General features: G+C 44.5%; 15 protein-coding genes. 10 read left to right on the plus strand and 5 right to left on the minus strand.

The window, feature by feature from the left end; translation table 11 throughout:
* Positions 1 to 59: 59 nt before the first annotated feature.
* The 4 genes from nrdD to AB1S55_RS09990 all read left to right on the plus strand — a co-directional run bounded on the left by nrdD (position 60) and on the right by AB1S55_RS09990 (position 7024).
* On the plus strand, positions 60 to 2195 hold the full coding sequence (gene nrdD, locus AB1S55_RS09975) for an anaerobic ribonucleoside-triphosphate reductase (RefSeq protein ID WP_370977893.1): 2136 nt from the start codon (positions 60 to 62) through the stop codon (positions 2193 to 2195).
* 42 nt (positions 2196 to 2237) lie between these two features.
* On the plus strand, positions 2238 to 2774 hold the full coding sequence (gene nrdG / locus AB1S55_RS09980; protein ID WP_370977895.1) for an anaerobic ribonucleoside-triphosphate reductase-activating protein: 537 nt from the start codon (positions 2238 to 2240) through the stop codon (positions 2772 to 2774).
* 608 nt (positions 2775 to 3382) lie between these two features.
* A complete protein-coding gene (locus AB1S55_RS09985) occupies positions 3383 to 5554 on the plus strand; it encodes a TonB-dependent receptor (RefSeq protein ID WP_370977897.1) in 2172 nt (723 codons plus the stop codon).
* Positions 5555 to 5617: 63 nt separating this feature from the next.
* Positions 5618 to 7024 (plus strand): sensor histidine kinase, encoded by a 1407-nt coding sequence (locus AB1S55_RS09990; protein WP_370977898.1) that lies wholly within the window; start codon positions 5618 to 5620, stop codon positions 7022 to 7024.
* A gap of 109 nt (positions 7025 to 7133) precedes the next feature.
* Here the strand turns inward: AB1S55_RS09990 and galE are convergent, their stop codons facing one another.
* The 4 genes from galE to AB1S55_RS10010 form a co-directional block, all read right to left on the minus strand.
* The gene (galE, locus tag AB1S55_RS09995; protein WP_370977899.1) at positions 7134 to 8156 is read right to left on the minus strand and encodes a UDP-glucose 4-epimerase GalE; all 1023 of its coding nucleotides are present in this window, start codon (positions 8154 to 8156) and stop codon (positions 7134 to 7136) included.
* A gap of 40 nt (positions 8157 to 8196) precedes the next feature.
* On the minus strand, positions 8197 to 9348 hold the full coding sequence (gene galK, locus AB1S55_RS10000) for a galactokinase (RefSeq protein WP_370977901.1): 1152 nt from the start codon (positions 9346 to 9348) through the stop codon (positions 8197 to 8199).
* A 15-nt stretch (positions 9349 to 9363) separates the two neighbouring features.
* Positions 9364 to 10410, minus strand: coding sequence for a UDP-glucose--hexose-1-phosphate uridylyltransferase (locus tag AB1S55_RS10005; protein WP_370977902.1), 1047 nt, complete (start codon positions 10408 to 10410; stop codon positions 9364 to 9366).
* A 507-nt stretch (positions 10411 to 10917) separates the two neighbouring features.
* Positions 10918 to 12900: a TonB-dependent receptor plug domain-containing protein gene (locus tag AB1S55_RS10010; RefSeq protein ID WP_370977904.1), complete on the minus strand. Its 1983-nt coding sequence runs from the start codon at positions 12898 to 12900 to the stop codon at positions 10918 to 10920.
* A 190-nt stretch (positions 12901 to 13090) separates the two neighbouring features.
* On the opposite strand from AB1S55_RS10010, the gene AB1S55_RS10015 reads away from it, so the two are divergent.
* The 5 genes from AB1S55_RS10015 (at position 13091) to AB1S55_RS10035 (ending at position 22288) form a co-directional block, all read left to right on the plus strand.
* Entirely contained in the window at positions 13091 to 14302 is a 1212-nt protein-coding gene (locus AB1S55_RS10015; protein WP_370977906.1) for an NnrS family protein, read from the plus strand.
* A 111-nt stretch (positions 14303 to 14413) separates the two neighbouring features.
* Complete coding sequence (locus AB1S55_RS10020; protein ID WP_370977907.1) at positions 14414 to 14833, plus strand: hypothetical protein; 420 nt, start codon at positions 14414 to 14416, stop codon at positions 14831 to 14833.
* A 222-nt stretch (positions 14834 to 15055) separates the two neighbouring features.
* Positions 15056 to 16633 (plus strand): efflux RND transporter periplasmic adaptor subunit, encoded by a 1578-nt coding sequence (locus AB1S55_RS10025; RefSeq protein ID WP_370977908.1) that lies wholly within the window; start codon positions 15056 to 15058, stop codon positions 16631 to 16633.
* Positions 16626 to 19844: an efflux RND transporter permease subunit gene (locus AB1S55_RS10030; RefSeq protein ID WP_370977909.1), complete on the plus strand. Its 3219-nt coding sequence runs from the start codon at positions 16626 to 16628 to the stop codon at positions 19842 to 19844. The genes AB1S55_RS10025 and AB1S55_RS10030 overlap by 8 nt, the downstream gene beginning before the upstream one ends.
* Before the next feature lie 17 nt (positions 19845 to 19861).
* Entirely contained in the window at positions 19862 to 22288 is a 2427-nt protein-coding gene (locus AB1S55_RS10035) for a heavy metal translocating P-type ATPase (RefSeq protein WP_370977910.1), read from the plus strand.
* 595 nt (positions 22289 to 22883) lie between these two features.
* Here the strand turns inward: AB1S55_RS10035 and AB1S55_RS10040 are convergent.
* A complete protein-coding gene (locus tag AB1S55_RS10040; protein WP_370977911.1) occupies positions 22884 to 23111 on the minus strand; it encodes a YecH family metal-binding protein in 228 nt (75 codons plus the stop codon).
* Between the two features lie 498 nt (positions 23112 to 23609).
* Between AB1S55_RS10040 and AB1S55_RS10045 the strand changes: the two genes are divergently transcribed.
* A complete protein-coding gene (locus AB1S55_RS10045) occupies positions 23610 to 24959 on the plus strand; it encodes a helix-turn-helix transcriptional regulator (protein WP_370977913.1) in 1350 nt (449 codons plus the stop codon).
* Positions 24960 to 25233 lie beyond the last annotated feature (274 nt).

Genomic DNA, 25233 nt, shown 5'->3' on the forward strand with positions numbered 1-25233 from the left:
CAGCCAATCACAAGATGTAGTAAATTTGCCCCTGTTTACCAATATCCAGGGAGAGGCCAATGTCAGCTGTAGTCATAAAACGAGATGGGAGCCGCTGCGCATTTAACGCAGGGCGGATTGAACAAGCCATCATCAAGGCAATGCAGGCCTGTGGTCGTGTATCTGAGATTGATGCTCAATATATAGCTCGTTCGGTGGAGCTTGCTTTAAAAGATTGTAAAGAAGTTGGTATTGCTGAAATTCAGTCTCTGGTTGAGCAACAATTGATGCAAAGCTGCTTTAAAGATGCCGCTCGTGCTTATATTGAATATAGGCACGACCGAGATTTAGTGCGTGAACGCAGTAGTCAACTTGCCCAAGAAATCCAAGGTCTGGTTGATCAGAATAACTCCGAGTTACTGAATGAGAATGCTAATAAAGACAGCCGTGTTATTCCCACTCAGCGTGATTTATTAGCGGGTATTGTTGCGCGCCATTTTGCTAAAAAGAACTTACTGCCTAAAGCGGTGGTTGAGGCCCATGATGCCGGTTTTTTACATTATCACGACTTGGATTACGCACCCTTTTTTCCAATGTTTAACTGCATGATTGTCGACTTAGATGGCATGCTTAAAAACGGTTTTAAAATGGGCAATGCTGAAATAGAAAGCCCAAAGTCAATTTCTACGGCAACCAGTATTACCGCTCAAATCATTGCTCAGGTGGCGAGTCATATTTATGGTGGTACTACGATTAATCGTATTGATGAGGTACTCGCACCTTATGTGGATTTATCGTACAAAAAGCATTTAAAAACCGCGCAGCAATTTAATATTGCTGAAGCTGAACCTTATGCCAAGCAGCAAGTTGAAAAAGAGTGTTATGACGCCTTCCAAGCTTTAGAGTATGAAATAAACACGTTGCATACCTCTAATGGACAGACACCTTTTGTCACTTTTGGTTTTGGTTTGGGTGAGGGCTGGCAAGAAAAAAGCATTCAGAAAGCGATTTTACAAGTCAGACGTGCAGGCCTTGGCAAACATAAGAAAACAGCTGTTTTCCCTAAGCTGGTGTTTGCGATTAAAGACGGCTTAAACCTTAATAAGACGGATAAAAACTACGATGTTAAACAGCTTGCCTTGAAGTGCGCATCAGAGCGAATGTATCCAGATATTCTCAACTACGATCAAGTGGTTGAAGTGACAGGCTCCTTTAAAACTCCGATGGGTTGCCGCAGTTTTTTAGGAACCTATGAAGAAAATGGTGAGTTGATACACGACGGCCGTAATAACTTAGGCGTAGTTAGCTTAAACTTGCCGCGCTTGGCATTGCTTGCTAAAGGTAATATGGGGTTATTTAATGAGCTCTTGCAAGGTAATTTGCAAATTGCCTTCCAGGCCCTAATGACTCGCGCCGATCGCTTGCGCCATGTTAAAGCTAAGGTCGCTCCAATTCTATATACCGAAGGTGCTTGTGGTATTCGTCTAAAACCGGAAGATAATGTTTTTCAGCTGTTTGAAAATGGTCGTGCTTCCATCTCTTTGGGGTATATCGGTTTAAATGAAGTGTGTAGTGCTTTATTGGGTGGGGATAAGCATGTTTACGACTGCGAAGAGCGCCAAGTACTTGCCCATAAAATCGTTGAGACCTTAGCCCAAGCCGTGGCGCGTTGGAAAGAAGAAACCGGTCTTGGTTTTAGCTTGTACGCTACGCCAAGTGAAAACCTGTGCTCTCGTTTTTGTAAGCTCGATTCTAAAGACTTTGGTTTGATTCCTGGGGTGACAGACAAAGGCTATTACACCAACTCTTTCCATTTGGATGTGCAGAAAAAAGTAAACCCCTTTGAAAAGCTTGAGTTTGAGCGTGGCTATCCAACCATTAGTAGTGGTGGTTTTATTTGTTATGGTGAATACCCCAACTTGCAGCACAATCTTGATGCCTTGGAAGATGTATGGGATTACAGCTATAGCCGAGTGCCTTATTACGGTACGAATACGCCGATTGATGAATGTTATGACTGTGGTTTTACCGGCGAGTTTGATTGCACCAGTAAAGGCTTCTGTTGCCCAAGTTGTGGTAATCACGACAGCTCACGTGTATCTGTCACTCGTCGTGTTTGTGGCTATTTGGGCAGCCCCGATGCAAGGCCTTTTAACGAAGGTAAGCAGGCGGAGGTGGTGCGCCGTGTTAAGCATTTAGAGGAGTCAAGTTTCTAGTGAGCAGGTGGATATGAGAGGGCGAGCTATGGGGGCTGGAACATGAGGGTGTTAGGCTATCACTCGGTCGATGTGGTTAATGGACCTGGCACTCGTTGTACCTTGTTTGTATCGGGCTGTGATCATCGCTGCGGCGGTTGTTTTAATAAAGGCTCTTGGTCTTTTAAGCGTGGTGAGTTATTTAATGAGGCTCATAAACAACTGATTATTAGTGATCTACAAGACACCCGTATTCGTAGGCGTGGTTTAAGTTTAAGTGGTGGTGACCCTCTGCATCCTGCCAATGTTCCCGCTATTACCGATTTGCTGGCTGATGTTCGTAAGGCTTGCCCAGATAAAGATATTTGGTGCTGGACCGGTTATGTTCTAGAAGAGCTTAATGAAGAGCAGCGTCAACTGGCGTCAATGCTCGATGTGTTGGTCGATGGCCGCTTTGAGCAAGCTTTAAAAGACCCAAGTCTTTGGTGGCGTGGCAGCAGTAACCAGCGAATATGGGCCCTAAGTGAGCGCTACGCCTCGGAGGATTACTGTCTGGTGGCTAAGGACTATGTCGAAAGTGATACCGTTAGAAACAGTTAAAAGGAAACTGGGTTTTTATAGCGTTACAGTATTAAAAAAATGTAAAAAGTGAGCATTGCTTGTAGTTACTCTCGAAAGTTCGAGGTAGTATAAAGCTGTCTTTGGGGCACCTTGTTTGAACTAGTAGCCCTATAAGCGGTCAATAATAATAAGTGTATGGCTTAGCTCGGAAGCCCATACTCAACAGTCGTCCTTATGGAAAGCCGACGAAAGCCTGGAGAACGATTATGAAGTCTAAGGTTTTTTTCAGTACTCAAGTAGCTCTTTTTTGTGGTGTTTACGGTACTTTGTTGTACTCAGTTGTTGTTTGATGTGTAACAGAAGTATTACCCCCCCCTAGATAAACGGATCTCAAGGTCATCGGATGACTGCTTTCAGCTATGCTAGAAGCTCATTCTGTCTGACTAGCAGCTTGCTTTTGAGTTTCTTCAGCTGCCATATTTGTCGCTTCCAATGGCGAAGCCCTTAATATCGACCACACTTAAGAAGATACCCTCGTTACGGTTATTTTCTTTGTGTTTACATTTCGCTTTTGTCTCTCACTTACTCCCCTAGCTATTCTTTTTTTATCCCCCTTGTCTCTAGCAGAGCGTGGGCTTGAAGAAGTTATGGTTAGCACTCAGTTTCGCCAAGAGCGAAGTCAAAATGTGCCTATTGCGACGACCTTACTGAATAGCAGTGATATCGCACGTTTTGATGTTCACGACAATGACAGCCTCGCTAATATTACCCCCGGTTTAAGCCATGCTGAGTTTGCTGCAGGGCAGAGTTATATTTCCATGCGTGGCATTTTATCGGTTGATGATGGCCCCGGTATGGATAGCTCGGTTGTTGTGTTTCAGGATGGCGTCTATATAGGCCGCTTGGGTAATATCGATTTTGATCTCTTTGATATTGAGCGTGTTGAGGTGCTTAGAGGACCGCAGGGCACTCTATTTGGTCGTAATGCTATTGGCGGTGCGATTAATATTATTACCGCTAAACCCACTCAAGAAACCGAGTTAAAAGCCCAAGTGAGCGCTGGTAACTACGATATTCGTCGCTACGCGGCGGTATTTAGCGGCGCTTTAAGTCAGCAGCTCAGCGCCCGCTTGAGTTTGCACCACCGTGAGCATGCAGGTTTTAGCGACAATATTCTGCTTTGGCAGGAAAATCAAAACGAAGACAAAGACAGTCTGCGTGGGCAGCTGGCGTGGCAAGGGCAGAGCCAGTCTTGGCAGCTATCTGCCGATTATCTAAAAGACGATAGAGCTGATATGGGGCGTTTCCCTGTTACAGAGAGTGGCTTGGGGTCTTTAGCCCAGTGGCGCTTGTTGGGGGGGCATACCGGTGGCAGTACTTCCCCGATTAGCGGATATTCTGATCGCAGCGCCAAGGGGCTGAGTTTTAATCATCAGTTTGAGCTCACAGCCTCGAGTCTTGAGAGCATTGTGGCCTTTAGGCACAGTGAAAGCGATTGGGCAATGGCATCAACGGGTGCGCCAATGTTGCCACATCCTCCTTTCCCCCTTATGGATTTAGACTCTGGTGAGCTAGGTGGTGATGTGCGCAATTGGATCCTTGAAGATATTCAACAGCTTAGTTTTGAAACTCGCTGGCTTAAAGATGTGAGTGAGCGCCTGCATGTAAGCTTGGGTTTGTTTTTATTAAATGAAGAGACAGAGCGCGAAGAGCACTACCAGTTAGTTAAAAACACTAGGGTTTTAGGCGAGCAGCTGCTGGGTGATGAGATTTCTAAGCAAGGCAATGTGACCGAGAGCCAAGCTTTATATGCACAGGCTCAGTGGCAGCTTAGCGATACATGGAACTTGATTGTGGGAGCCCGCTGGACTCAAGACACAAAAAACACTCAATCTATAAGCATAAACTGTGGTGTTGATGATGCTCTTGTTGAGCAAAGTGCTTTGTGTGCAGTTGATTCAGGTTCTTATCTTAATTTGATGAGTGATGTATTCGAGGTTGACGCCAAGCAGAAGTGGACAGATATCTCCCCCAAGTTAGTACTGCAATACAGTTCGCTAGAGCAGTGGATGGCCTATGCCAGCATAACTAAGGGCTATAAAAGTGGTGGTTTTCCGGGATCGCCTGGCTCCAAACAGGTTGCGCAAACCGCAGTGGATCCTGAGCAGGTATGGAGTTATGAATTGGGGGTTAAAAGTGATTTATTTAAAAACAGTCTGCGTTTAAATAGCAGTGTGTTTTATATGGATTATCGAGACTTACAAATAGTTCGTTTTGGCCCCTCTCCTGAAAATCCAGATTTTGGTAGTTTTACAACAAGTAATATAGGCGTGGCCGATATTTCAGGAGTGGAATTAGAAGCCCAGTGGTTGCTGAATAAACATATTCGTATAGATGCTAATTACGCTTATTTGCACAGCCGCATTGAGGGCTTGTTAATAGAAACAACACAAGGGCTTGTTGATGCCAGCGGTTCGCCCTTAAGGCAGGCACCAGAAAACAGCTATAGCTTGGCCCTTAATTATTGGCTGCCATTAAACCCTCGCCTGGGCAGTTTGGATTTTGATCTTAACTATCAATATGCCGATGCTCAGTTAAGTGATTATGTTAATCAGGATGCCCGTATTGATGAGCTGTCTCAAACCAATGCAAGTGTGAATTGGCGTGAATTTCAGCAAAGGTGGAGCCTTTCATTGTGGGCCAGAAATATTGAAAACCAGCGTCGTGTGGCACATAGCTATACGATTGCCGGAGGTGTATTTGGTGTATGGAGTGACCCTAGAACGCTAGGTCTGACTCTAGGCTGGGCCTTAGATTAAGTGATGATATTGAGATGAGATTAAAGCCTAGGTTGAGGTGTAAGCTAACTCGAGGAGCTACGTGTGTTAAGCCCTGATATGGTTAATGTCATTGGCATTACGGCTTATACGCTTGTGCTATTTTTGTTTTTCTGGGTGGTACAGATCCCAGGTGCCAGTGCGGCTGGGTTTTATTGGATGATCTCAGTTGTTTTTATCTTGTTTGCTCGAATCAATCTCCTCTTTTTTGATGCTTTTTTAGATAAGCTGTTTGTGCAAAGTTTATATGCAGCCTTTTTAAATTTTGAGAAGCTTTTTCTTATTTTCGGCTTCCTCGTTTTTTTGGGGCTTGAGCGTCTTAAAACCAAGGTGAAATGGTATCTGGTTTTTTTTACTTTGGTGTTTTCCTGTTTCTTGACTTTATTAAAAGTGTATGGCTACGGTAGTTTGTTTTCTATCTTGTTCTCTCTGTCTCAAGCCTTTTCTCTGCTTTTGTTGTCGTATCTCTGTCTTAATTTGTGGCTGCAGAGGCGTTCTTATCCATGCTTAGCCGTGTGCTTAATTTTGGTTTTATATGCGATACATTGGTCTACTTTTTATTTTGCGTTAAGCAATCCCAATTGGTTGGCCTTTGGTTATCTGTTCGGTAATTTACTGAATGTTATTACCTATATATTTTATTGCTACCTTGAGCTGTATAGCTTTCAAGTTCGTTTGGTTGACTCGGAGCATGAGGCAAGAGCCCTAGCAGAAGAGGCCATGCAAGCGAGTCAGGCTAAAAGTGATTTTCTAGCCAATATGAGCCATGAGATTCGCACGCCAATGAATGGGGTGCTTGGCATGCTTTCTTTATTGCAGCGAAGCAATTTAGATGCAGGACAACAACGTAAAGTAAAAGTCGCATTTGAATCTGGCCAGAGTTTATTGATGATTATTAATGAAATTTTGGATTTTTCTAAGATTGAAGCAGGCAAGATGGAGCTTGAGCTAGTACCAGTAAAATTGCATGACGAGTTTGATTCTTGTTTGAGTATATTTCAGCCTATGTTAGATAAGAAAGGACTCGATTTTATTGTTGATATCGCTACCTTACAAGGAGAACAAGTCTATATCGACAGTACAAGGCTTAGGCAGATTCTAACTAACCTACTCAACAATGCGATCAAGTTTACGGATAAGGGCAGTGTCAGTGTTAGGGCTGACCTCGGTGGCGAGGGGGAAGAGCAGTTTTTATTTTGTAAGGTTAGTGATACCGGTATTGGAATTGATAATGAAAAAATAGAAAGCTTGTTTGGCGCTTTTCAGCAAGCTGACACATCAACGACTCGGGTTTATGGTGGCACAGGTTTGGGGTTGACGATCTGTAAAAAGCTATGTGATTTGATGGGCGGAGATATTAAATTAAGCAGTGTTAAAGGCGAGGGAAGTTGTTTTTCATTTTGTATCAGCGCCCCTGCTGTCGAGCCGGAACACAAGCTTGGCAAGGATTAATTCAGCTAAGACCAATGTGATGAGAGTGGATAGCACAAGCCTAAATATAAAAAGCCCCAGTATTGTAACAATGCTGGGGCTTTTTTGTTGGCTTTGCTAGCGCAGAGCGTTAAGCAGGGTAACCCTGAGGGTTATTGCTTTGCCAGCGCCAAGTATCTTCGGCCATTTGCTCAATGCCAAGTTCGGTTTTCCAACCAAGCTCTTTTAAAGCAAGTGAGGCATCGGCAAAGAATTCTGCCAAGTCACCAGTGCGACGAGGTGCGACCTTGTAAGGGATCTCAACATTGGATGCTTTTTCAAATGCTTTAATCACTTCAAGTACGCTATAACCGTGGCCTGAACCAAGGTTGTAGACATTACACTTAGGCTCATCTGCTTTTACAAGAGCCGCTACTGCTGCAACGTGCCCTTTAGCTAAATCCACCACGTGAATGTAGTCGCGCACGCCTGTACCATCGGCAGTGTCGTAATCATCACCAAAGACGTTTAGGTATTCAAGTTTGCCTACGGCAACTTGAGCAATATAAGGCATTAAGTTATTGGGAATGCCTTGCGGGTCTTCACCAATGGTGCCACTTGGGTGAGCACCAATAGGGTTGAAGTAACGCAATAAGCTGACATTCCACTTGCTGTCTGGGGCTGCACATAGGTCTTGGAAGATTTCTTCAACCATGTGTTTGGTGCGACCGTACACATTGCACGGACCAGTTGGCAGTGTTTCAACATAAGGGATAGGCGCATCTGGGCCGTAAACGGTTGCCGATGAGCTAAATACAAAGTTGGGGCACTTAAACTCAGCCATGACTTCGGCAAGAACAATACTGCCGGTGACGTTGTTTTGGTAATAGGCCAAAGGGATTTGCGCACTTTCACCGACAGCTTTAAGGCCGGCGAAGTGAATAACCGCGTCAATTTTGTGCTCGCGGAAAACAGCGCTGAGAGCGTCGCGATCACAAATATCTACTTGGTAAAATAAGCAGCTTTTACCGCTTATTTTTTCGATACGGTTGATGGCTTCACGCTTACTGTTGCACAAGTTGTCGACCACCACCACGTCATAACCTGCTTCGAGTAACTCAACGCAGGTGTGGCTTCCGATATAACCGGCGCCACCTGTAACTAAAATTTTCATACTTCCTCTCCTTACTAGGGTGGGAGTGTTTATTGATCAATTACGCTTGAGTAAAGGCGCCTGCTTCGGCACTACATACAAAAATACTTGGCGCGATACCCGTTTCTTTTTCGTAATTTTCAAGAACGAGCTCTTTAGCTTCTTCAACTTTAGCATCGGCAACCAAGGCCACAATACAGCCACCAAAACCACCACCAGTCATACGCACGCCACCGCCAGTGCCTAAGAAACCGTTAAGCAATTCTACTAAATAGTCGATAGGTGGCACGGTGATTTCAAAGTCATCACGCATACTGGCGTGGCTTTCGGCCATCATCTTGCTGCATGTTGCAATGTCGCTAGCGTTTAAAGCATCAAACATAGTTAAAGTGCGTTCGTTTTCAGTAAGAACGTGCAAAGCGCGCTGATATTCTTTGGTGCTCATCTTGTCTTTAGCTGCATTTAATAGCTCAAGGCTTGCATCACGCAGTGAGGTTAAACCCATAGCGGCGGCAGCGGCTTCACACTGTTCGCGGCGTAAGTTGTACTCGCTCTCGACCAAACCACGCTTGACGTTAGAGTTGATAATCATGACGCTGAAGTCGGCAGGTACTGACGTGTACTTGGTTTCTAGCGAGCGACAGTCGAGTAGTAGCGCGCGATCTTTGGCGCCGCAAGCAGAGATCATTTGATCCATAATGCCGCAGTTACATCCGGCATATTTATTCTCTGCTAGTTGGCCCATTTTGGCCGCATCTGCGCCACTCAATGGTAGATTGTTTAAAGAGGCCATGGCTTTTAATAAAGCTATTTCAAACGAGGCCGATGAAGACAAGCCGGCACCCTGAGGCACATTACCTGTTACGGTAAGCTCAGCACCTTTGATGTCTGGGTATTGCTCCATCAGGGCCAGTAACACGCCACGGACATAACTCATCCAGCTAGACGCCTCGGCATCAGCCAAAGTATCTAGGTCAAAGTCAGAGCGCTCGTTATCAAAGTCCAAAGCCACAACGGACATGCTTCTGTCACTGCGAGGGCTGGCAGCTACAACCGTTCCAAAGTTAATGGCGGCAGGAAGGACAAAACCATCGTTGTAGTCGGTGTGTTCGCCGATCAAGTTGACTCGACCAGGCGCGTTGCCTACATAAGCAGGCTCAGCATCAAAAAACTCTTTAAATACGGCAGTGGCGTTTTGTGCTAATTGTTCCATTGCTAAAGACCCTTCTTATTTGCTTTTGTAGTGGGTGGCAGGCAGGTCGCGAAGACGCTGTGCCGCTTGTTCTGGGGTGATGTCACGCTGAGCTTCAGCCATCATTTCATAACCAACCATAAACTTACGCACGGTTGCGCTACGTAATAAAGGTGGGAAGAAGTGTGCGTGTAAGGTCCACTCTGGGTGCTCTTGGTTGTCAAAAGGAGCACCGTGCCAGCCCATAGAATAAGGGAAAGAACACTGGAACAAGTTATCGTAACGCACAGTCAGCTCTTTCATGCACTCGGCCAAGTGTTCTTTAGCAACAGGGCTTAGCTCGGTCATGCGTGAAATCGGGAAGCGAGGTAATAATAGGGTTTCAAATGGCCATGCAGCCCAAAACGGAACCAAGGCAACCCAGTAGTCGTTGGCAAAAACGATACGCTCACCGCTTTTAACTTCACGTTCTACATAGTCGAGCAGTAAATTACTTTTGTGCTCTTTGTAATAAGCCATCTGGTTGCGAAGCTTTTTCTCTGCCAAGGTTGGCAGTTGGTTTTGCGCCCAAATCTGACCGTGAGGATGAGGGTTAGAACAGCCCATCATCGCACCTTTGTTTTCAAAGACTTGCACCCAGTTGTATTCTTCGCCCAACTCAGTGCTTTGCTCTTGCCAGCAATTAATCACTGCTTCAATTTGCTTAAGTTCAAGCTCGGGTAGGGTTTTGCTGTGATCTGGAGAAAAGCAGATTACTCGGCTGCAACCTTGCTCAGCAGAGAACTTAAATAGAGGATCGTCACTGGTATAAGCCGGTGTATCTGGGCTGAGAGCTGCAAAGTCGTTGGTAAATACAAATACGTCTTTGTATTGAGGATTTACTTCACCGGTGATGCGCTTGTTGCCCGCACATAAGTAGCAGCTTTCGTCGTAGCTTGGGCGCACCGTGGTATCAGGCGCTTCATTTTGGCCTTGCCAAGGACGCTTAGCACGGTGAGGACTTACCAGTACCCATTCGCCAATCAGTGGGTTATAGCGGCGATGGGGGTGGTCCGAAAAGGAAAAGGTGTTGTTATCTTCCACGGTTCAACTCTCGGTAGTTTATATAATCGGGGTCGTGCTTATGTGGCCTTGCATGCGTAAGCGTTGTTAGAGCGTGTTGCACTACTTCGGTTCACTTAGGCTTAGATCTAGCTATAGGCCCACTTAGCACGAATAATCAGGCGTCGATATTAGGCCAGTGCAGGCTAAAAGGCAAACGTTTACCCTGTATCCTTGAGCTGAGTTTTTGCGCTAAGTCATAGCTTTGTTTTTTCTAGGGATAGCAGCCGCTTTTGGGCCCTTTTACTGGCTGTTTTCCAATCAAAAATGTGGGCTTTTTGCCTGTATTTCAAACAATATTAAGTGCTGCTGCTATTTATAAGTGAGATATGTGTAGTTTGTGTGTCGCAGTGAGCTTTTTCTTATTCTCAAGTGGAGACTAGCTCGGCAAAGTTTAGGTGCTTGGCTACATTCGCTACAAGGCCCTATAATCGAGCGCATAGCCGAGTGAATTGTTGCTGTTGTGATCAAAAACTATTGGTCGAGGGCTTAATAATTAAAGCTAAGTGCGAGGCTAACTCTGCGGCCTTGATTAATAACGCCCTTACTTGGTTCTAGACCTTGGCTTGGAGTGTAATAGCTGTTGTCGGTGAGGTTTTTGGCTTCCGCTGTCAGTAGCCATTTAGGGCTAAGTGGTAGCTGCAGTTTGGTGTTAAGAACAGTATAAGCTTGGGTTTTCCCTCCGTGAGTCAGCTCACGTTCACCCTGATACACTAAGTTGTTATTTAGATTCCAATGACTGTGGTTAATGTTCCATATTAACGAGGCAAACTCGTTAGCATCTCGAAAACTCTGTTCCGGCTTATTATGTAAATAACTTAAGTTAATACTTAGTTGCTGCTTCTTATTAAGTTGCCATGTGTATTCGAGTTCCATTCCGTTTGATTTATCTTGGTCTTTGTTTGCATAAATACGTTGACCGTTGTTTTGGGTGATTTGAAGTATGGAATGATTAAAGTGGTTCTCAAAAATGCCTAATTGTAAGTAGTGTTTATCGAGGTGGAGTTGCCAAAGCAGCTCTAGAGACTGTACGTATTCAGGGTCAAGCTCATCATTACCACTCACGCCTGGTGTGTTTTGAATGCGCCGTTCTGCTGCTGTAGGAGCGCGAAATGCCTCGTTATAAAGTAGTTTAACTGTTTGTTGTTCATTGACTCTTTGAACCCAGGTGAAACGTGGGCTGTATCTATGGCCTGAGCCCTCAAAATAGTCGTAGCGCAGGCCTGCAACAACTTGGCTGTTTTTAAGCCAATAGCTTTGATGTTGCAGGTAGGCACCGTAAATATTTTGTTTCATCTGGCCCTGAAAGATGGTGTTTTTGGTTTGTTCGCCGTAATAGCGGGGTGGGATGACGCCTGCGGCTAAGTCACTGAGTTGGTAGTTGCTCCAAGCCCAGCCGTCATGAATACTTAAGTAGCGATATTCGAGCCCGCTTTGAAGGCTTTGTTTTGCAGATAAACTAACATTGCCATGCCAGCGTAATTGACGGCTAAGTGAATTCCCCTGTGGGCGAACTTCTAATGCAGCACTGCCTGGGCCAAGGTCTCCTTCTGCTGTAAGTTGTGTCTGTGCCTCCCCGCTGGTTTGGCTGAGGGCCGCACTAAACTCGTGTTCTATGCGCTTACTCTGTACGCGGTGGCTGGCATTTAAACGGTAGTAGTCGACATCGTTGTAATTATAGTGATTGCTGATACGTTCAAAAAAGTAAAAGTCGTCTTGTTTGCTGATATTACTTAAAAGGGAAAGGCGAGTATTGCCGTAATTCATGTTGATGTTGCTAAAAAATTGTTGCTGAGGATCTCGGCTCTCCAGCTCACCGTCGCCAAAACTGTTCTCTAGTAAGTAGTTTTCACCCTCTGTATGGTCATAGTTTAATTGCCAGTTAAACTGAAGCTTGCCGTGTGTTGTGTGGTGCATCCAATTGATACGTTTTTGTTGATGATTTCCGAGTTCTGCGCTTAGTTGCTTCTCTTTATCGTGAGTGGTGATATTGATAACCCCCATCATGGCATTAGAGCCGTATAGAGCGGCACCTGGTCCTCGGATAAATTCCACTTTTTTTATACTGCTGAGCGGCATTTGCGCAAGTATTTGAAAACCTGAGGCGTTGCGTGCGTTATCAACTCGAAGGCCATCAACCACAATTAGAATCTCTGCGCTGGCATCGGTAATTCGTCGACCACGAGATGAGAGCGCATAGTTATATTGAGTATCCCCCATGCGAATAACCTGAAAACCGGGCACCAGAGCGGCTAGCTCGAATAAGTAGTCCGCTGCCAGTTGTTGTATTTGCTGCTCTTGGAATACGGTAACAGAAGAGGGCACGCTAAGTAGCTTGTGTTTTGTTAACGTGGCGCCTTTGATTGGGGTATTCAATAAGGTTTTTAGGTCTAGGCTTAGCAGCTGGTCTAAGGTTTTTTCTGCCATGGCGAGCTCCGGCAGTAACAGCAAAAGAGCTGGCCATAGTTTCACGTTATATCCTCGTTTGATGCCATCTTTTGATTATAGTGCAGCCTGCCAAAGGCGTAGCTCTGAGCGCTTATGGGGCGGGTGTGTTTTTAAACTTGCTCAGCCACACAGCCTTGCTTCGCTGATGCAGATCAAGGGCCAAGATCCTTTATACTGAGAACATCTATACGAATCATTCTTACTTGGATAACTCATGGCTAATCAAGAAAACGTGGGCGTGGACAGCGCTGTGTCGAACAGTGTGTTTTCAGTTCTATTTGCTTTGGCCTTTCGGCCTCTGTTTCTCGCAGGAGCGGCTTTTGCTGTACTGAGCATTGCTCTTTGGTTAGCTTTATTTACCGGCAAGGTGAGCGTTGATGTTTATGGGGGCATGTTGTGGTGGCATCAGCATGAAATGCTTTTTGGCTTTGCCTCGGCTATTGTTGCGGGCTTTTTATTAACGGCAGTGCAAACCTGGACGGGCCAGCGCAGCGTGCATGGTGTGTTATTAGCCGCCTTGGTGTCTTTGTGGCTACTTGCTCGTGTATTAATGCTATTTGGTTCTACTGTGCCTCTTTGGTTGATGGTGAGCGTTGATTTAGCTTTCTTGCCTCTGGTGGCTCTCTTCTTAGGGCGTTTGATTATCCGTGTGCGCTTATGGCGCAATCTTATGTTTGTTCCTATCTTGTTGATTATGGCTTATGCCAATGCGGTGATGCATTGCGCCGCGGCTTTAAACAGTGCCCCCCATTTAAGTGCTGCATCCAATACGATGCTGTTATTAGTCAGTTTACTGATGTGTGTTATTGGGGGGCGAGTCTTTCCAATGTTTACTGCAAATGCGACAAAAACCAATAAAGTTCAGCCATTACGCTGGTTAGAGCTGCTTAGTATTGCGCCTGTTGTTGTTTTGACTTTGCAGTACTTGGGCTTATTTAGTTTGCCTCACGCTTATATTGCTGCCTTGTTCTTATGGGCGGGGTTGTTAAATAGTTTGCGTTGTTTACGCTGGAAAATTTGGCTGACCGGTAAAACGCCTTTGCTGTGGTCTTTACACCTTAGCTATTTGGCAATGGCTTTTGCTTTTATCTTATTGGGGCTGAATTATTATTTGGAACTTCCTTATCGTTCACTGGCGGTACACGGTCTAACCGTTGGTGGTATGGCCTTTATGATTTTATCGATGATCGCCCGTGTTTCTCTTGGCCATACAGGAAGACCAATTAAAGTCGGGCTATTAATGACTGTGTCGTTTGTGTTTATGCTGTTTGCTTATTTGGCTCGTGCTTGGTTACCGATGGTGCTAGACGACTATATGGCATTGATTTGGGTTTCCGGTGTGTGTTGGATTATCGCCTTTACACTTTTTGTCGTTAAGTACCTTCCTGTGCTTAGCCAAGCCAGAGTGGATGGTAAAGATGGTTAAATTAATAACTATTTAAATACTCAACTAAGGTCTAAGTTGACGGATAAAAGGCTTTTCGCTAGGTGCTTATACTGCTATTTTAATAAGGTCATTTAAAGGGGTGAATTCCTTGTGAGCTATCGCCAACCAGTCAAGCAGCTTGTTGTGCTTGTATGCCTATTTGCTTATGCCGCTCAGCTGTTTGCAGGTAGTCTACATAGGCTGCCTACTGCCGCATCTAAGGCTGTGTTTGAGGCGGACTCCGTGTTGACGCATGATTCAAATGTGGAGCTTGTTGTCTCCCCCTGTCACGGTGCAGCCAGTGACGCGGCGAAGCCTATAGAACTTGCAAGTTCCAAGCCTCAAGAGAAAAGTGACACTTGCTGTGGTAATCATTGTCAGATGCAAGGTTGCCATACTAGCCCCGCCTTAATTGACTTATTGAAGTCTTTATTTGTTTATTCTGCTGTTAGTCAGCAGCCATTTTTCTATCAAGAGCAGTCGCTCAGCCAAGTGCCTAGCAGCTTATATCGTCCCCCCATTACCGCTTAATACAAGATAGTTACGCCTAAATTTAGCGATTAAATTTGGCTTTTTCATAAGCGGGGAATGCCTTTCCTCGATGTCATTATCAATCAACCAAAGCCTTAAATGCTTTGGTTAATAAAGGGGAACTCTAGTGAATGTTCCGTACCTATTACAGAGCCTTGGCCCGTCTTTGTGCCTTGCTCGCCTCCAAAACTGTTTTTATTATTTTAATTGGAGTAGCGTGAAATGAAACAACAAACAATCGTATTGTTACTGGTTTTAACTGTCGGTTTAGCTTTAGGGGTTTTGTTGAGCTACTTGGTTTTTGGGCAAGGGCTATTGAGCTCGCCTGCTGTGCAAGAGCATGAGCAAGCCAGTGATGAACCTTTGTATTGGGTAGCGCCGATGGATGCCAATTATCGCCGAGATAAACCCGGGCTATCCCCAATGGGCATGGATTTGGTGCCCGTTTATGAGAATAAGGTGCAGGAGGGGGTACAAGAGGAAGTTGACCCCCACTCAATCTATATAAGCCCAGATGTGGTTAATAATTTGGGGGTGAGAACGGCTGAGGTAGGTTATGGCAGCTTAGAAAGTGAGATTCTGACGGTTGCTTATGTTCGCTATGACGAAGATAAGCTTATTCATATTCACCCAAGAGTTGAAGGTTGGATAGACAGACTTTATGTCAAAGCTTCTGGCGACCCAGTTGTTAAAGGAGAGCCTCTTTACGCCTTGTATTCGCCAGAGTTAGTGAATGCTCAGGAAGAGTTTGTGCTGGCCTTAAAAAGAGGCAATAAGCACCTTATTCAAGGCACCATAAATCGTCTGCGCGCTTTACAGTTTCCTGAAGCGTTTATTCAAGAGCTTCAAGCTGGTGGGCAGATTAAGCAAACGGTTGTCTTTTCTTCTCCCCAAAGTGGTGTTGTCGACAACCTTAATATCCGCGAAGGCTTTTACGTACAACCAGGCACAACTTTATTCAGTATTGGTGCACTCGATACAGTATGGGTTGAAGCTGAAGTGTTTGAGCGCCAAGCCGCTTTGGTTGAAGTGGGGCAGCCCGTTCGTATGAGCTTAGATTATTTACCCGGTAAGCAGTGGTTGGGGCAAGTGGCTTATATTTACCCGACGGTTGATGAGTATAGTCGTACTGTTACGGTGCGCATTGAGTTTGATAATGCGTCAAAACAATTAAAACCCAATATGTTTGCGCGCTTACGTATTTTAAGCCATAAGGCGGAAGATGCTGTTTTATTGATTGATAAAGAAGCGCTGATTCGAACAGGAAGTCAGAATCGGGTCGTATTAGATTTAGGGCAGGGCTATTTTAAATCGGTGGCGGTGACAGTAGGGCGTTTTGGCTCTTCGCAGCTTGAGGTTGTGGATGGTTTAGAGCAGGGGGATCGTATTGTGACGTCGGCGCAATTTTTACTGGATTCTGAGTCGAGTAAAAACTCTGATTTTAAACGCTTACACCCTGAGCCGAAGACTGAACAAGAAAACAAGTTCGCTAGCGCTACGGTTGAAGGTGTAATTAACTCTGTCGATACGCAAACTAGAGTCCTTAATATCAGTCGAGGCCCAATAGAAAAATGGCAGCGGCCAGCGATGACAATGGATTTTCATTTATCCCCAAGATTAAAGATTAATGATTTTGAAGCGGGTGAGAGAATACGCTTTCGTTTTGAAATTCGTCACGGTGACTTTGTTCTGACAAATCTAATCCTCCAGCTTGGCACAGACTCAACGTTACAGGCTGATAAGCAAGGTAAGTCTCAAGGTGCTGTGAAAGCAGATAGACATGGGGCGCAGCATGATTAAAGGGATTATTTATTGGTCAATAGAGAACCGCTTTATCGTGCTTTTAGTGACGGTAATTCTAGTGTTATTGGGTCTGTTCTCGATAAAGCAAACGCCAGTGGATGCTATTCCCGATCTATCCGATGTTCAGGTGATTATTAAAACCTCTTATGCTGGTCAGTCTCCTGAATTGGTTGAAGCTCAAATAACCTATCCACTTACAACAGCTATGCTGTCGGTGCCTGGTGCTCAAAGTGTGCGTGGTTTTTCATTTTATGGTGATTCCTATGTTTACGTTATTTTTGATGACGACACGGATTTATATTGGGCTCGTAGCCGTGTTTTAGAGTATTTAAGCCAAGTGAGTTCTCGCCTGCCAGAGGGGGTAAAGCCAGAGCTTGGCCCTGATGCGACAGGCGTAGGCTGGGTATATATTTATTCGCTTATTGATAAGAGCGGACAGCATGACCTTAGTCAGCTGCGTAGTTTGCAAGACTGGTTTTTAAAATACGAGCTACAGGCAGTGCCCGGAGTGGCAGAAGTGGCTACGGTTGGCGGTATGATCAAGCAATACCAAATCAACTTGCAGCCAGAAAAGCTGCGCGCATTTGGAATTCCTGTTGGGCATGTTCAGCAAGCGATTAAACAGGCTAACCAAGAAACTGGCGCATCTGTCATTGAACTTGCCGAAGCAGAATACATGCTACGCGTATCAGGTTATATCAGCGACATAGAAGACTTGCAGACTGTGCCTTTAGGCATAAAACAGCAAGGTGTGCCCTTATTATTAAGAGATGTTGCCTTTATTGGTGAAGGGCCTGCCATGCGCCGAGGTATTGCTGAATTAAATGGGCAGGGTGAGGTAGTTGGAGGCATTATCGTTATGCGCCATGGCGAAAATGCTCTAGCCACTATTGATGCCGTTAAAGCCAAGCTTAAAAGCTTAAAGACTAGTCTACCACAAGGAGTTGAGCTGGTCAGTGTTTATGATCGCTCACAGCTGATCATTAATGCGGTGACGAATCTTTGGCATAAACTGGCCGAAGAGTTTGTGCTTGTGGCCCTCGTCTGTTTGCTTTTCCTGTGGCATATCCGCTCTTCTTTGGTGTTGGTTGTTAGTTTACCTGTGGGAATACTCTGTGCGTTCTTACTTATGAATATACAGGGCATTAACGCCAATATTATGTCCTTAGGTGGAGTGGCGATTGCGATTGGGGCGATGATCGATGGCGCTATTGTGATGGTGGAAAACCTGCATAAACATAAAGAGAGTCATGCAGAGCTTAATGCATCGACTAATTTCGTGGCTGAAGAAAAAAACACCGTCAAAGGTGGTGCGGATCGTTGGCAGCTTGTTGCCAAATCTGCTTCTGAAGTAGGCCCGGCCCTCTTTTTTAGTTTGCTTATTATTACCGTGAGTTTCACCCCTGTTTTTTTTCTGGAGGCTCAAGAAGGGCGTATGTTTAAGCCTTTGGCTTTTACTAAAACCTATGCGATGGCTGCCGCTGCGGTATTGGCGATTACTTTAGTGCCGGTATTAATGGGGTATTTTGTGAGAGGGCGTATTTATTCAGAGCATAAAAACCCACTGAACCGTATGCTTAGTTCTACTTATCGCAAGGTTTTAAAGCGGGTATTACATTACCCTAGAGTAACTTTAGTTAGTGCCGTTTTACTTGTGTTTTGCTCTTTATGGCCTTTACAAAACCTTGGTAGTGAATTTATGCCGACTTTGGATGAAGGTGATTTAATGTATATGCCCACAACCTATCCAGGTATTTCTATTGGCAAAGCTCGGCAGCTTTTACAGCAAACTGATAAGTTAATTGCCACCGTGCCAGAGGTGGAGAGTGTGTTTGGCAAGATTGGTCGAGCAGATACCGCGACCGACCCAGCCCCTTTAACCATGATAGAAACATTTGTGCAATTAAAGCCTAAAAGCCAGTGGCGAGAGGGCATGAGCTTAGCTTTATTAAAGCAAGAGCTGGAAGCCAAAGTGAGTTTTCCTGGCTTAAGTAATGCGTGGGTTATGCCAATAAAAACACGTATCGATATGTTGGCGACAGGGGTTAAAACTCCTGTCGCTATAAAAATATCTGGGCCAGATTTAGAGCTTATTCAAGACATAGGTCGAGAGCTAGAGCGCATATTATCGCAGCTAGATGCGACTCAATCCGTGTATTCAGAGCGTGTGGCGGCTGGACGCTATTTGGATATTGATATTAAGCGAGAGCAAGCCGCGCGTTTAGGTTTGAATATCAGTGATATTCAACAAACCATTGCCTTTGCCGTGGGGGGTAAGAATGTCGGTGAGAGTGTTGAAGGGCTAGAGCGCTACCCTATTAATATTCGTTATCCTCAGGCTTACCGAGACTCCCCTGAAGCGTTAGCTTTATTACCTATAGTGACCGATTCCGGGGCTCGTATTGCCTTAGCTGATGTCGCAGACATTCGTATTAGTGAAGGGCCTGTCAGTATTAAAAGTGAGAATGCGCGTGTGGTGGGGTGGACCTTGATTGATATTGCTGGCATGGATGTGGGGGCTTATGTCAAGCAAGCGCAAGAGCTCATAGATAGTGAGTTAACACTGCCGGTGGCTTATTCACTAAGTTGGGCTGGTCAGTACGAATATATGCAGAGGGTTAAACAAAGCTTGAGTTTAGTTATTCCTCTTACCCTTATTATTATCGTATTACTTTTGTTTTTGTGTTTTAAACGTTTGGCCGATGTATTGATGATTATCGGTACTTTACCGCTGGCCTTAGTCGGCAGTCTTTGGTTGGTATATGGCATGGGTTTTAATTTTTCCACTGCAGTGGCCGTTGGCATGATTGCTTTGGCTGGGGTGGCCGTAGAGATAGGAGTGATTATGCTTTTATATCTTAATTTATCGGTTCAACGATGCTTACGCGAGCAAAAGCGGTTTGATTTAGGCTCAGAGCAATTGCGCGACGCTGTCCTTGAGGGGGCGGTAACACGTATTCGCCCCGTACTGATGACGACACTGGCAACCATTATCGGTTTATTGCCCATTTTATTGGCAGGAGGTACAGGTGCTGAGCTTATGCAGCGTTTAGCGGCGCCGATGGTTGGGGGCATGGTTAGTGCTTTGTTGCTAAGTATGCTGGTCTTACCGGCTTTGTATTTTTATGTTTATGAAGGCTTTTTAGTTAAAAAACGGCATGCTAAGTTTGTTGCTCACGCTGTGAACTCGGAAGGCCAAACTCAATAGTATTGAGGGGATTAACGATGACACTGCAAGCAAACTCGATAGAACTGAAGGTAACTGGCGCAGGCTGTGCTAGTTGCGTGGCTAAAATAGAGCAAGCTTTAGTCGCACTTGAACAGGTTGAATCTGCACAGATGAATTTTGCAGATCGCAGTGTATTGGTGAAGGGCGAGTGCGATGAAAACGTGCTTATAAGAGCTCTAGAGGCGATTGGATATCAAGCCTCTGTGATAGAGCGGCTTGCAAGCGTTGAGCAACAGCAGCGAAGGCAACAGCAACACGAGCAGGCAGAACAAAGGCACTACCATAGTTTACTTAAGCGCTGTGTACTGGCTTTTAGCTTAGCTATACCGCTGATGTTTTATTCATTGTTTGTTGGCGATATGAGTATTACGAGCAATGTTCAGCGCGTGCTTTGGTCTTTGGTGGCAGTACTTAGTTTGATGGTGATGTGGGTGTCGGCTCGACACTTTTATCTTGCGGCATGGCAGGCTTTGCTCAAACGCAGTGCAAGCATGGATAGCCTTATTAGTTTGGGAACGGGCGCTGCGTTTTTATATTCGCTATTGGTTTTAGTCGTGCCGAGTTTGTTTCCTGTAGAAGCTCGGTATGTGTATTTCGAAGCGAGTTTGATGATCGTCGCCTTGGTGAATCTAGGTTTGGCTTTGGAGGCAAAAGCCCGAGGCCGAACTAGCCAAGCAATCAAGCGTTTGTTGGATCTGCAGGTTAAAAGTGCTCGAATAATTAAAGGTGAGCAAGAATTTGATGTGGCGCTTGAGCAGGTTCAGCTTGGCGATGTATTGCGTATACGACCTGGAGAGCAAATACCGGTTGATGCGCAGGTACTTGAAGGGCAGAGTCGAGTCGATGAAGCCATGTTAAGTGGAGAGCCCAGCCCTGTCCTTAAACTTAAAGGCGATCACGTTTCAGCAGGCACGTTTAATAAAAACGGTAGTTTAATTGTGCAGGCATCCGCCATTGGTCAAGATACTGCTTTGGCGCAAATCATTAGAATGGTCAGGCAAGCCCAAAATACGAAGTTACCTATCGCCCGTTTAGCTGATTCTATCTCTGCTTATTTTGTACCTGTGGTTGTGAGCATTGCCTTAATCAGTGGCTGTTTATGGCTGTATTTTGGTGCAGAGCAAGCCTACTCCTTAGCTTTGGTAACAACCGTATCCGTACTTATTATTGCTTGCCCTTGCGCCTTAGGTTTGGCTACGCCTATTTCAGTAATGGTTGGCGTTGCTAAAGCGGCTGAATTTGGTGTGCTTATTCGCAATGGTCAAGCACTGCAAAAAACAGCCGACATAGATGCCGTTATCTTTGATAAAACCGGTACTTTAACCCTCGGTAAACCCTGCGTGAGTGACATTATTAGTTTGCTGGATCATCGGGGCGATGAGCAAAGCGCTAAAAACACTGAGCTAGGTACTGAAGAAAAAAGCGAAACGGAAAATAGGCTTAATGATAAAGGTCATTCTATTATCAGCGAAAACGAGCTGCTTTCGATTGCGGCTGCATTAGAACTGGGCTCGGAGCATCGTTTAGCAGAGGCCATCGTCGAACATGCTCAAGCTTTAAATCTTGATATAAATGGGTTTACTGTCACAGATTTTCAGGCTCATACCGGTTTAGGTGTAGAGGCTTGTATCAACGCTTCTGATGAGTCTAGTCTTCACTTGGCAAGTGCTGGTTCTAATGCCTTAACCCGGCGCTCAGGTCGTTTTTATTTGGGAAACTGGGCTTTGCTCGAGCAGGTGGGTATAGATCTTAATTCAGATACGGCTTTGCGTGTTAAAGCCCTAGCCAGTGGCTTAGCCGAACAGGCCAAAACCCCTATGTATCTAACCAATAAGCAACACCTACTTGGCCTGATAGCCGTGGCTGATCCGGTGAAAGAAGAGGCAGATTTAGTAATAAGTAATTTGAAAGAACAAGGCGTACAAGTGCATGTTGTCAGTGGCGATAATCGGCATACGGTTAAGGCCTTGGTGTCTAAGTTAAAGTTAGAGAAATACTGTGCCGAAGCGTTACCAGCCGATAAAGTCACTTATATAAAAAAATTACAAAGGCAAGGGGTTAAGGTTCTTATGGTGGGGGATGGTATTAACGATGCCCCCGCTCTAGCCGAAGCGGATGTGGGTATGGCTATTGGCAAAGGTACCGATATTGCAATTGAAAGTGCTGATATTGTTTTAATGCGAGATTCTTTATTGGCTGTGATAGATGCGATTACCGTTAGTAAAGTCTGTTTAAAAAACATCAAACAAAATTTATGGGGAGCCTTTATTTATAATAGTTTGGGTATTCCTATCGCGGCGGGTATTTTGTATCCGTTTTGGGGGATGCTGTTAAATCCTATGTTTGCAGGAGCAGCGATGGCGCTGTCGTCGGTGACCGTGGTGTCGAATGCTAATCGATTAAGGTTTTTAAAGCATCATTGATATGAGTATTATAAAAAATCAAATGTGTTGCTACTTTAGTTGTGGTGTGTTGGTTAAACGTAATGACTTAGTTTGTGTTTTTTTGTGAACTTTACCCTAGTATAAATGTTGGTAGGTGTGGCTTTGTGTTTTTAAATGAGATCAAGTTGGCGCTTTTGCTTTCTGTTTTTCGATTGGTTCACACTGTTTAATGTATTTTAATTGTTTGTCTTTTGTTTTTTATTCGGTTTGGTTACTGTACGCATGCTTTAGCGAGGGACGCAAAGCGTAGCTGGATTATTCGAGTAGCAGTGGATGTTATACTGAGTTTTTAAACTTATAGAAGAGCTAGAATAATTAATAATAATGTGTTCTGAATAACACTGTATCTTGTTTTTGAAAGCCCGCTTTTTTAGCCGCCATTGGCGGCTCCCTCTCTTTAGCGTTTACATTATTTTTTTAGTGATAATGGCTAAGTCTATCTGTATTAATTGATTTATGCAGTCAGCAGTTTTTGTTTTTTTTCTTGCTTTTTTGTTTAGTCGTTAGATTCAGTATAAATTGGCTTTTAAGCGTGTTCGTTAAATTGACGTGACGTTTTTAGGCGAGGCTTTTTTTATCCGCCGCAACCACCACAGCATACGCCCGATTTCTCAGGAACGAACTTACCTTTGCTGATAATAAATTCGATAGCTTGCTCTATATTCATACCTTCTGTTGAGCATGAAGCGAACGTCGCCTCAGACCCAAATTCACTGGTGATGGCTTGTTTGAGCTCGGCTACGCTGTAGTTTTTACCACTTTGTTTGATTATATCTAGAATGTCATGTACGTGTTGGCTCATACAGCCCTCTGTTAACTGTTTATGGGGAAGATTGATATTGGATCACGCTTGCACATATATCAATTTGAGGGTGATCAAGCTTAGTGTTGGCTTTTGTAGCACTACTCTGGAGATTGAGTGTTGAATTGAGTACGGAAGTGCAAGGCTTGGCTTGTATTGATATAAAGACAGTTAGGCCTTTCATAGACGGTGCTTCCAAGTTATCAGTATCTGCAACTTTCAAGGCGCTCATCCAATTAAAGGGGAGCTCAGTTCATTGGAGGCATGCCTAACTTGGGAATCTACTGATGTGCTTAGAGCTCAAACAGTGTGGGGGGGGGCTTGTTATCGTATGTAAGCTAGATTCATTATTGCTGAGCCGCTGATAAAAGGTAGTCTCTAAGCCAAAGGCGGAGCATAGACTCAGCCTTCCTTCTTGTTATGATAGTACGGAATTTAGCTGTTATTGGGCTAATAGTTTCTTCGTTAGCCAAAGGCTCATCCCCTTTAATAATAAGAATGAGAAATACGGTGTTTTATATTCCATTTGATGTACTTGAATTTACGATATTACCCTTGCTATCAGCACAACTGCTTTTATTGGTATTGCTTTATTTTTCTGTTTTTTGCCGTCATATTTTAACTGGGTTTTATTTACACGCGATTTTTTTATTGACGTTTTCACTCTACTTAGTTGGGCAGTTCTTGCAGTTTTATACCGATATGGAAAATGGAATTTATATCCTTTTCTTGCGTGGTATGTTGTTTTTTGGTTTAGGCATGCCCGCTGTACTGATTGTGCTGTTTAGAATGAGCTCCATTAATTTGGCCTTGTGGACCAAAGTTGCACTTTATGTGGTTTCTAGTGTGTCTTTTTTGTGCATTCTCGCAATCCAAGATGTTGTTAATTATAACTACTTGTTTAGTTTAAATTTTGTCCAATTTATCCCTTTTCAGCTTAGCAATAATGATGCATTGATCTTGATTAGCACGCATATGGCCTTACTTTTGCTACCACTTTCTATTTTGTTGTGGCGAGAGTGGTGGCAAGAATGCAGGCCTATGAATGTTGCATTTTTGCTTGGAACTATGGCAGTGCCTATTGCGCAATTAGTTTCACATCATTTAGTAAATAGTTATTGGTTGATTTATGTTGCTGCTGTTTTTACAGCTGCGTGCTGGGTGTGGGCTGTGTATTACGATGTGCATCGAACACGCGGTGAAGCTGATGCGATAAAAGATGAGTTGTTATGGATGCTGCGTAACGGAGCTTACAGTGGTCAAGCCGATGAGCTGAATGAGTTGTGGTTGCGTTTAGCTAAGTCATCCGATGGTGATATTCTGCGCTATAAGCTACAGGTTCGTGAGCTGTTGTCGCGTCTCACTGAGCTCAGTATCGATGCGGGGGCCGATAGTAGACAGATGTTTGAGCGAGCGCTTGCTAGCACTGAAGCGATTAGCAAAAGCGTAAGTACGGAAGAGGTACAGGGCATAGCCACCCGAGAAACGGTCGCTTTAAGTGGCTTAATTGCAGACTTGCCTCGTCAGCGTCGTTTACAGGCAGTGGAGAAGGCCCGTTCTTATATGGCAGAGCACTTTAGCCAAATCACCGATAATAAACTTGTTGCCAAGCACTGTGGGGTTAGTCAGGGCTACTTGATGCGCCACTTTAAAGAGCTTACTGGGCAAACCTTAAATCAGTATCTAACTGAGTTACGGGTTAAAGAGGCCAAGCGCCTGCTTGTCTTTAAAACGGTGACAGAAACCGCGTTTGAAGTGGGCTTTAATAATAGTAACTACTTTAGCACTGTCTTTAAAAAAGTGACTGGCCAAACGCCAGGGCAGTATAAGCAGAGTTTATCTACTTGACTCTCAACTAAAATACTAGTGGTGGTCTCTATAAGTAATTGATTTTAATGGGGAAACAGGATTTTTAAGATTTCGGTTAGGATAGTGAAGGCATTAAGCACACTTGTATATAAAACTGGATAAAGCTGCTGGAAAAAAACTTTTAGCGGCATTTAACCGAGCCTAGAAATAGGCTAATTCAGAGAGTGTGAATGTTGAACTATGGTTGTAAATTGGATGATCCGTCTTCTTCGTCTGTCACTACATATCCAGCGATTTCCGGTATTTTTCACGG

This window comes from Agaribacterium sp. ZY112 (assembly GCF_041346925.1).
GTDB lineage: Bacteria > Pseudomonadota > Gammaproteobacteria > Pseudomonadales > Cellvibrionaceae > Agaribacterium.

What these genes read in the sequence shown, in the direction of transcription:
- nrdD (WP_370977893.1), top strand. Translation starts at nt 60, where the DNA reads ATGTCAGCTGTAGTCATAAAACGAGATGGGAGCCGCTGCGCATTTAAC.
- nrdG (WP_370977895.1), top strand. Translation starts at nt 2,238, where the DNA reads ATGAGGGTGTTAGGCTATCACTCGGTCGATGTGGTTAATGGACCTGGC.
- AB1S55_RS09985 (WP_370977897.1), top strand. Translation starts at nt 3,383, where the DNA reads ATGGTTAGCACTCAGTTTCGCCAAGAGCGAAGTCAAAATGTGCCTATT.
- galE (WP_370977899.1), bottom strand. Translation starts at nt 8,156, where the DNA reads ATGAAAATTTTAGTTACAGGTGGCGCCGGTTATATCGGAAGCCACACC.
- galK (WP_370977901.1), bottom strand. Translation starts at nt 9,348, where the DNA reads ATGGAACAATTAGCACAAAACGCCACTGCCGTATTTAAAGAGTTTTTT.
- AB1S55_RS10015 (WP_370977906.1), top strand. Translation starts at nt 13,091, where the DNA reads ATGGCTAATCAAGAAAACGTGGGCGTGGACAGCGCTGTGTCGAACAGT.
- AB1S55_RS10025 (WP_370977908.1), top strand. Translation starts at nt 15,056, where the DNA reads ATGAAACAACAAACAATCGTATTGTTACTGGTTTTAACTGTCGGTTTA.
- AB1S55_RS10030 (WP_370977909.1), top strand. Translation starts at nt 16,626, where the DNA reads ATGATTAAAGGGATTATTTATTGGTCAATAGAGAACCGCTTTATCGTG.
- AB1S55_RS10035 (WP_370977910.1), top strand. Translation starts at nt 19,862, where the DNA reads ATGACACTGCAAGCAAACTCGATAGAACTGAAGGTAACTGGCGCAGGC.
- AB1S55_RS10040 (WP_370977911.1), bottom strand. Translation starts at nt 23,111, where the DNA reads ATGAGCCAACACGTACATGACATTCTAGATATAATCAAACAAAGTGGT.
- AB1S55_RS10045 (WP_370977913.1), top strand. Translation starts at nt 23,610, where the DNA reads ATGAGAAATACGGTGTTTTATATTCCATTTGATGTACTTGAATTTACG.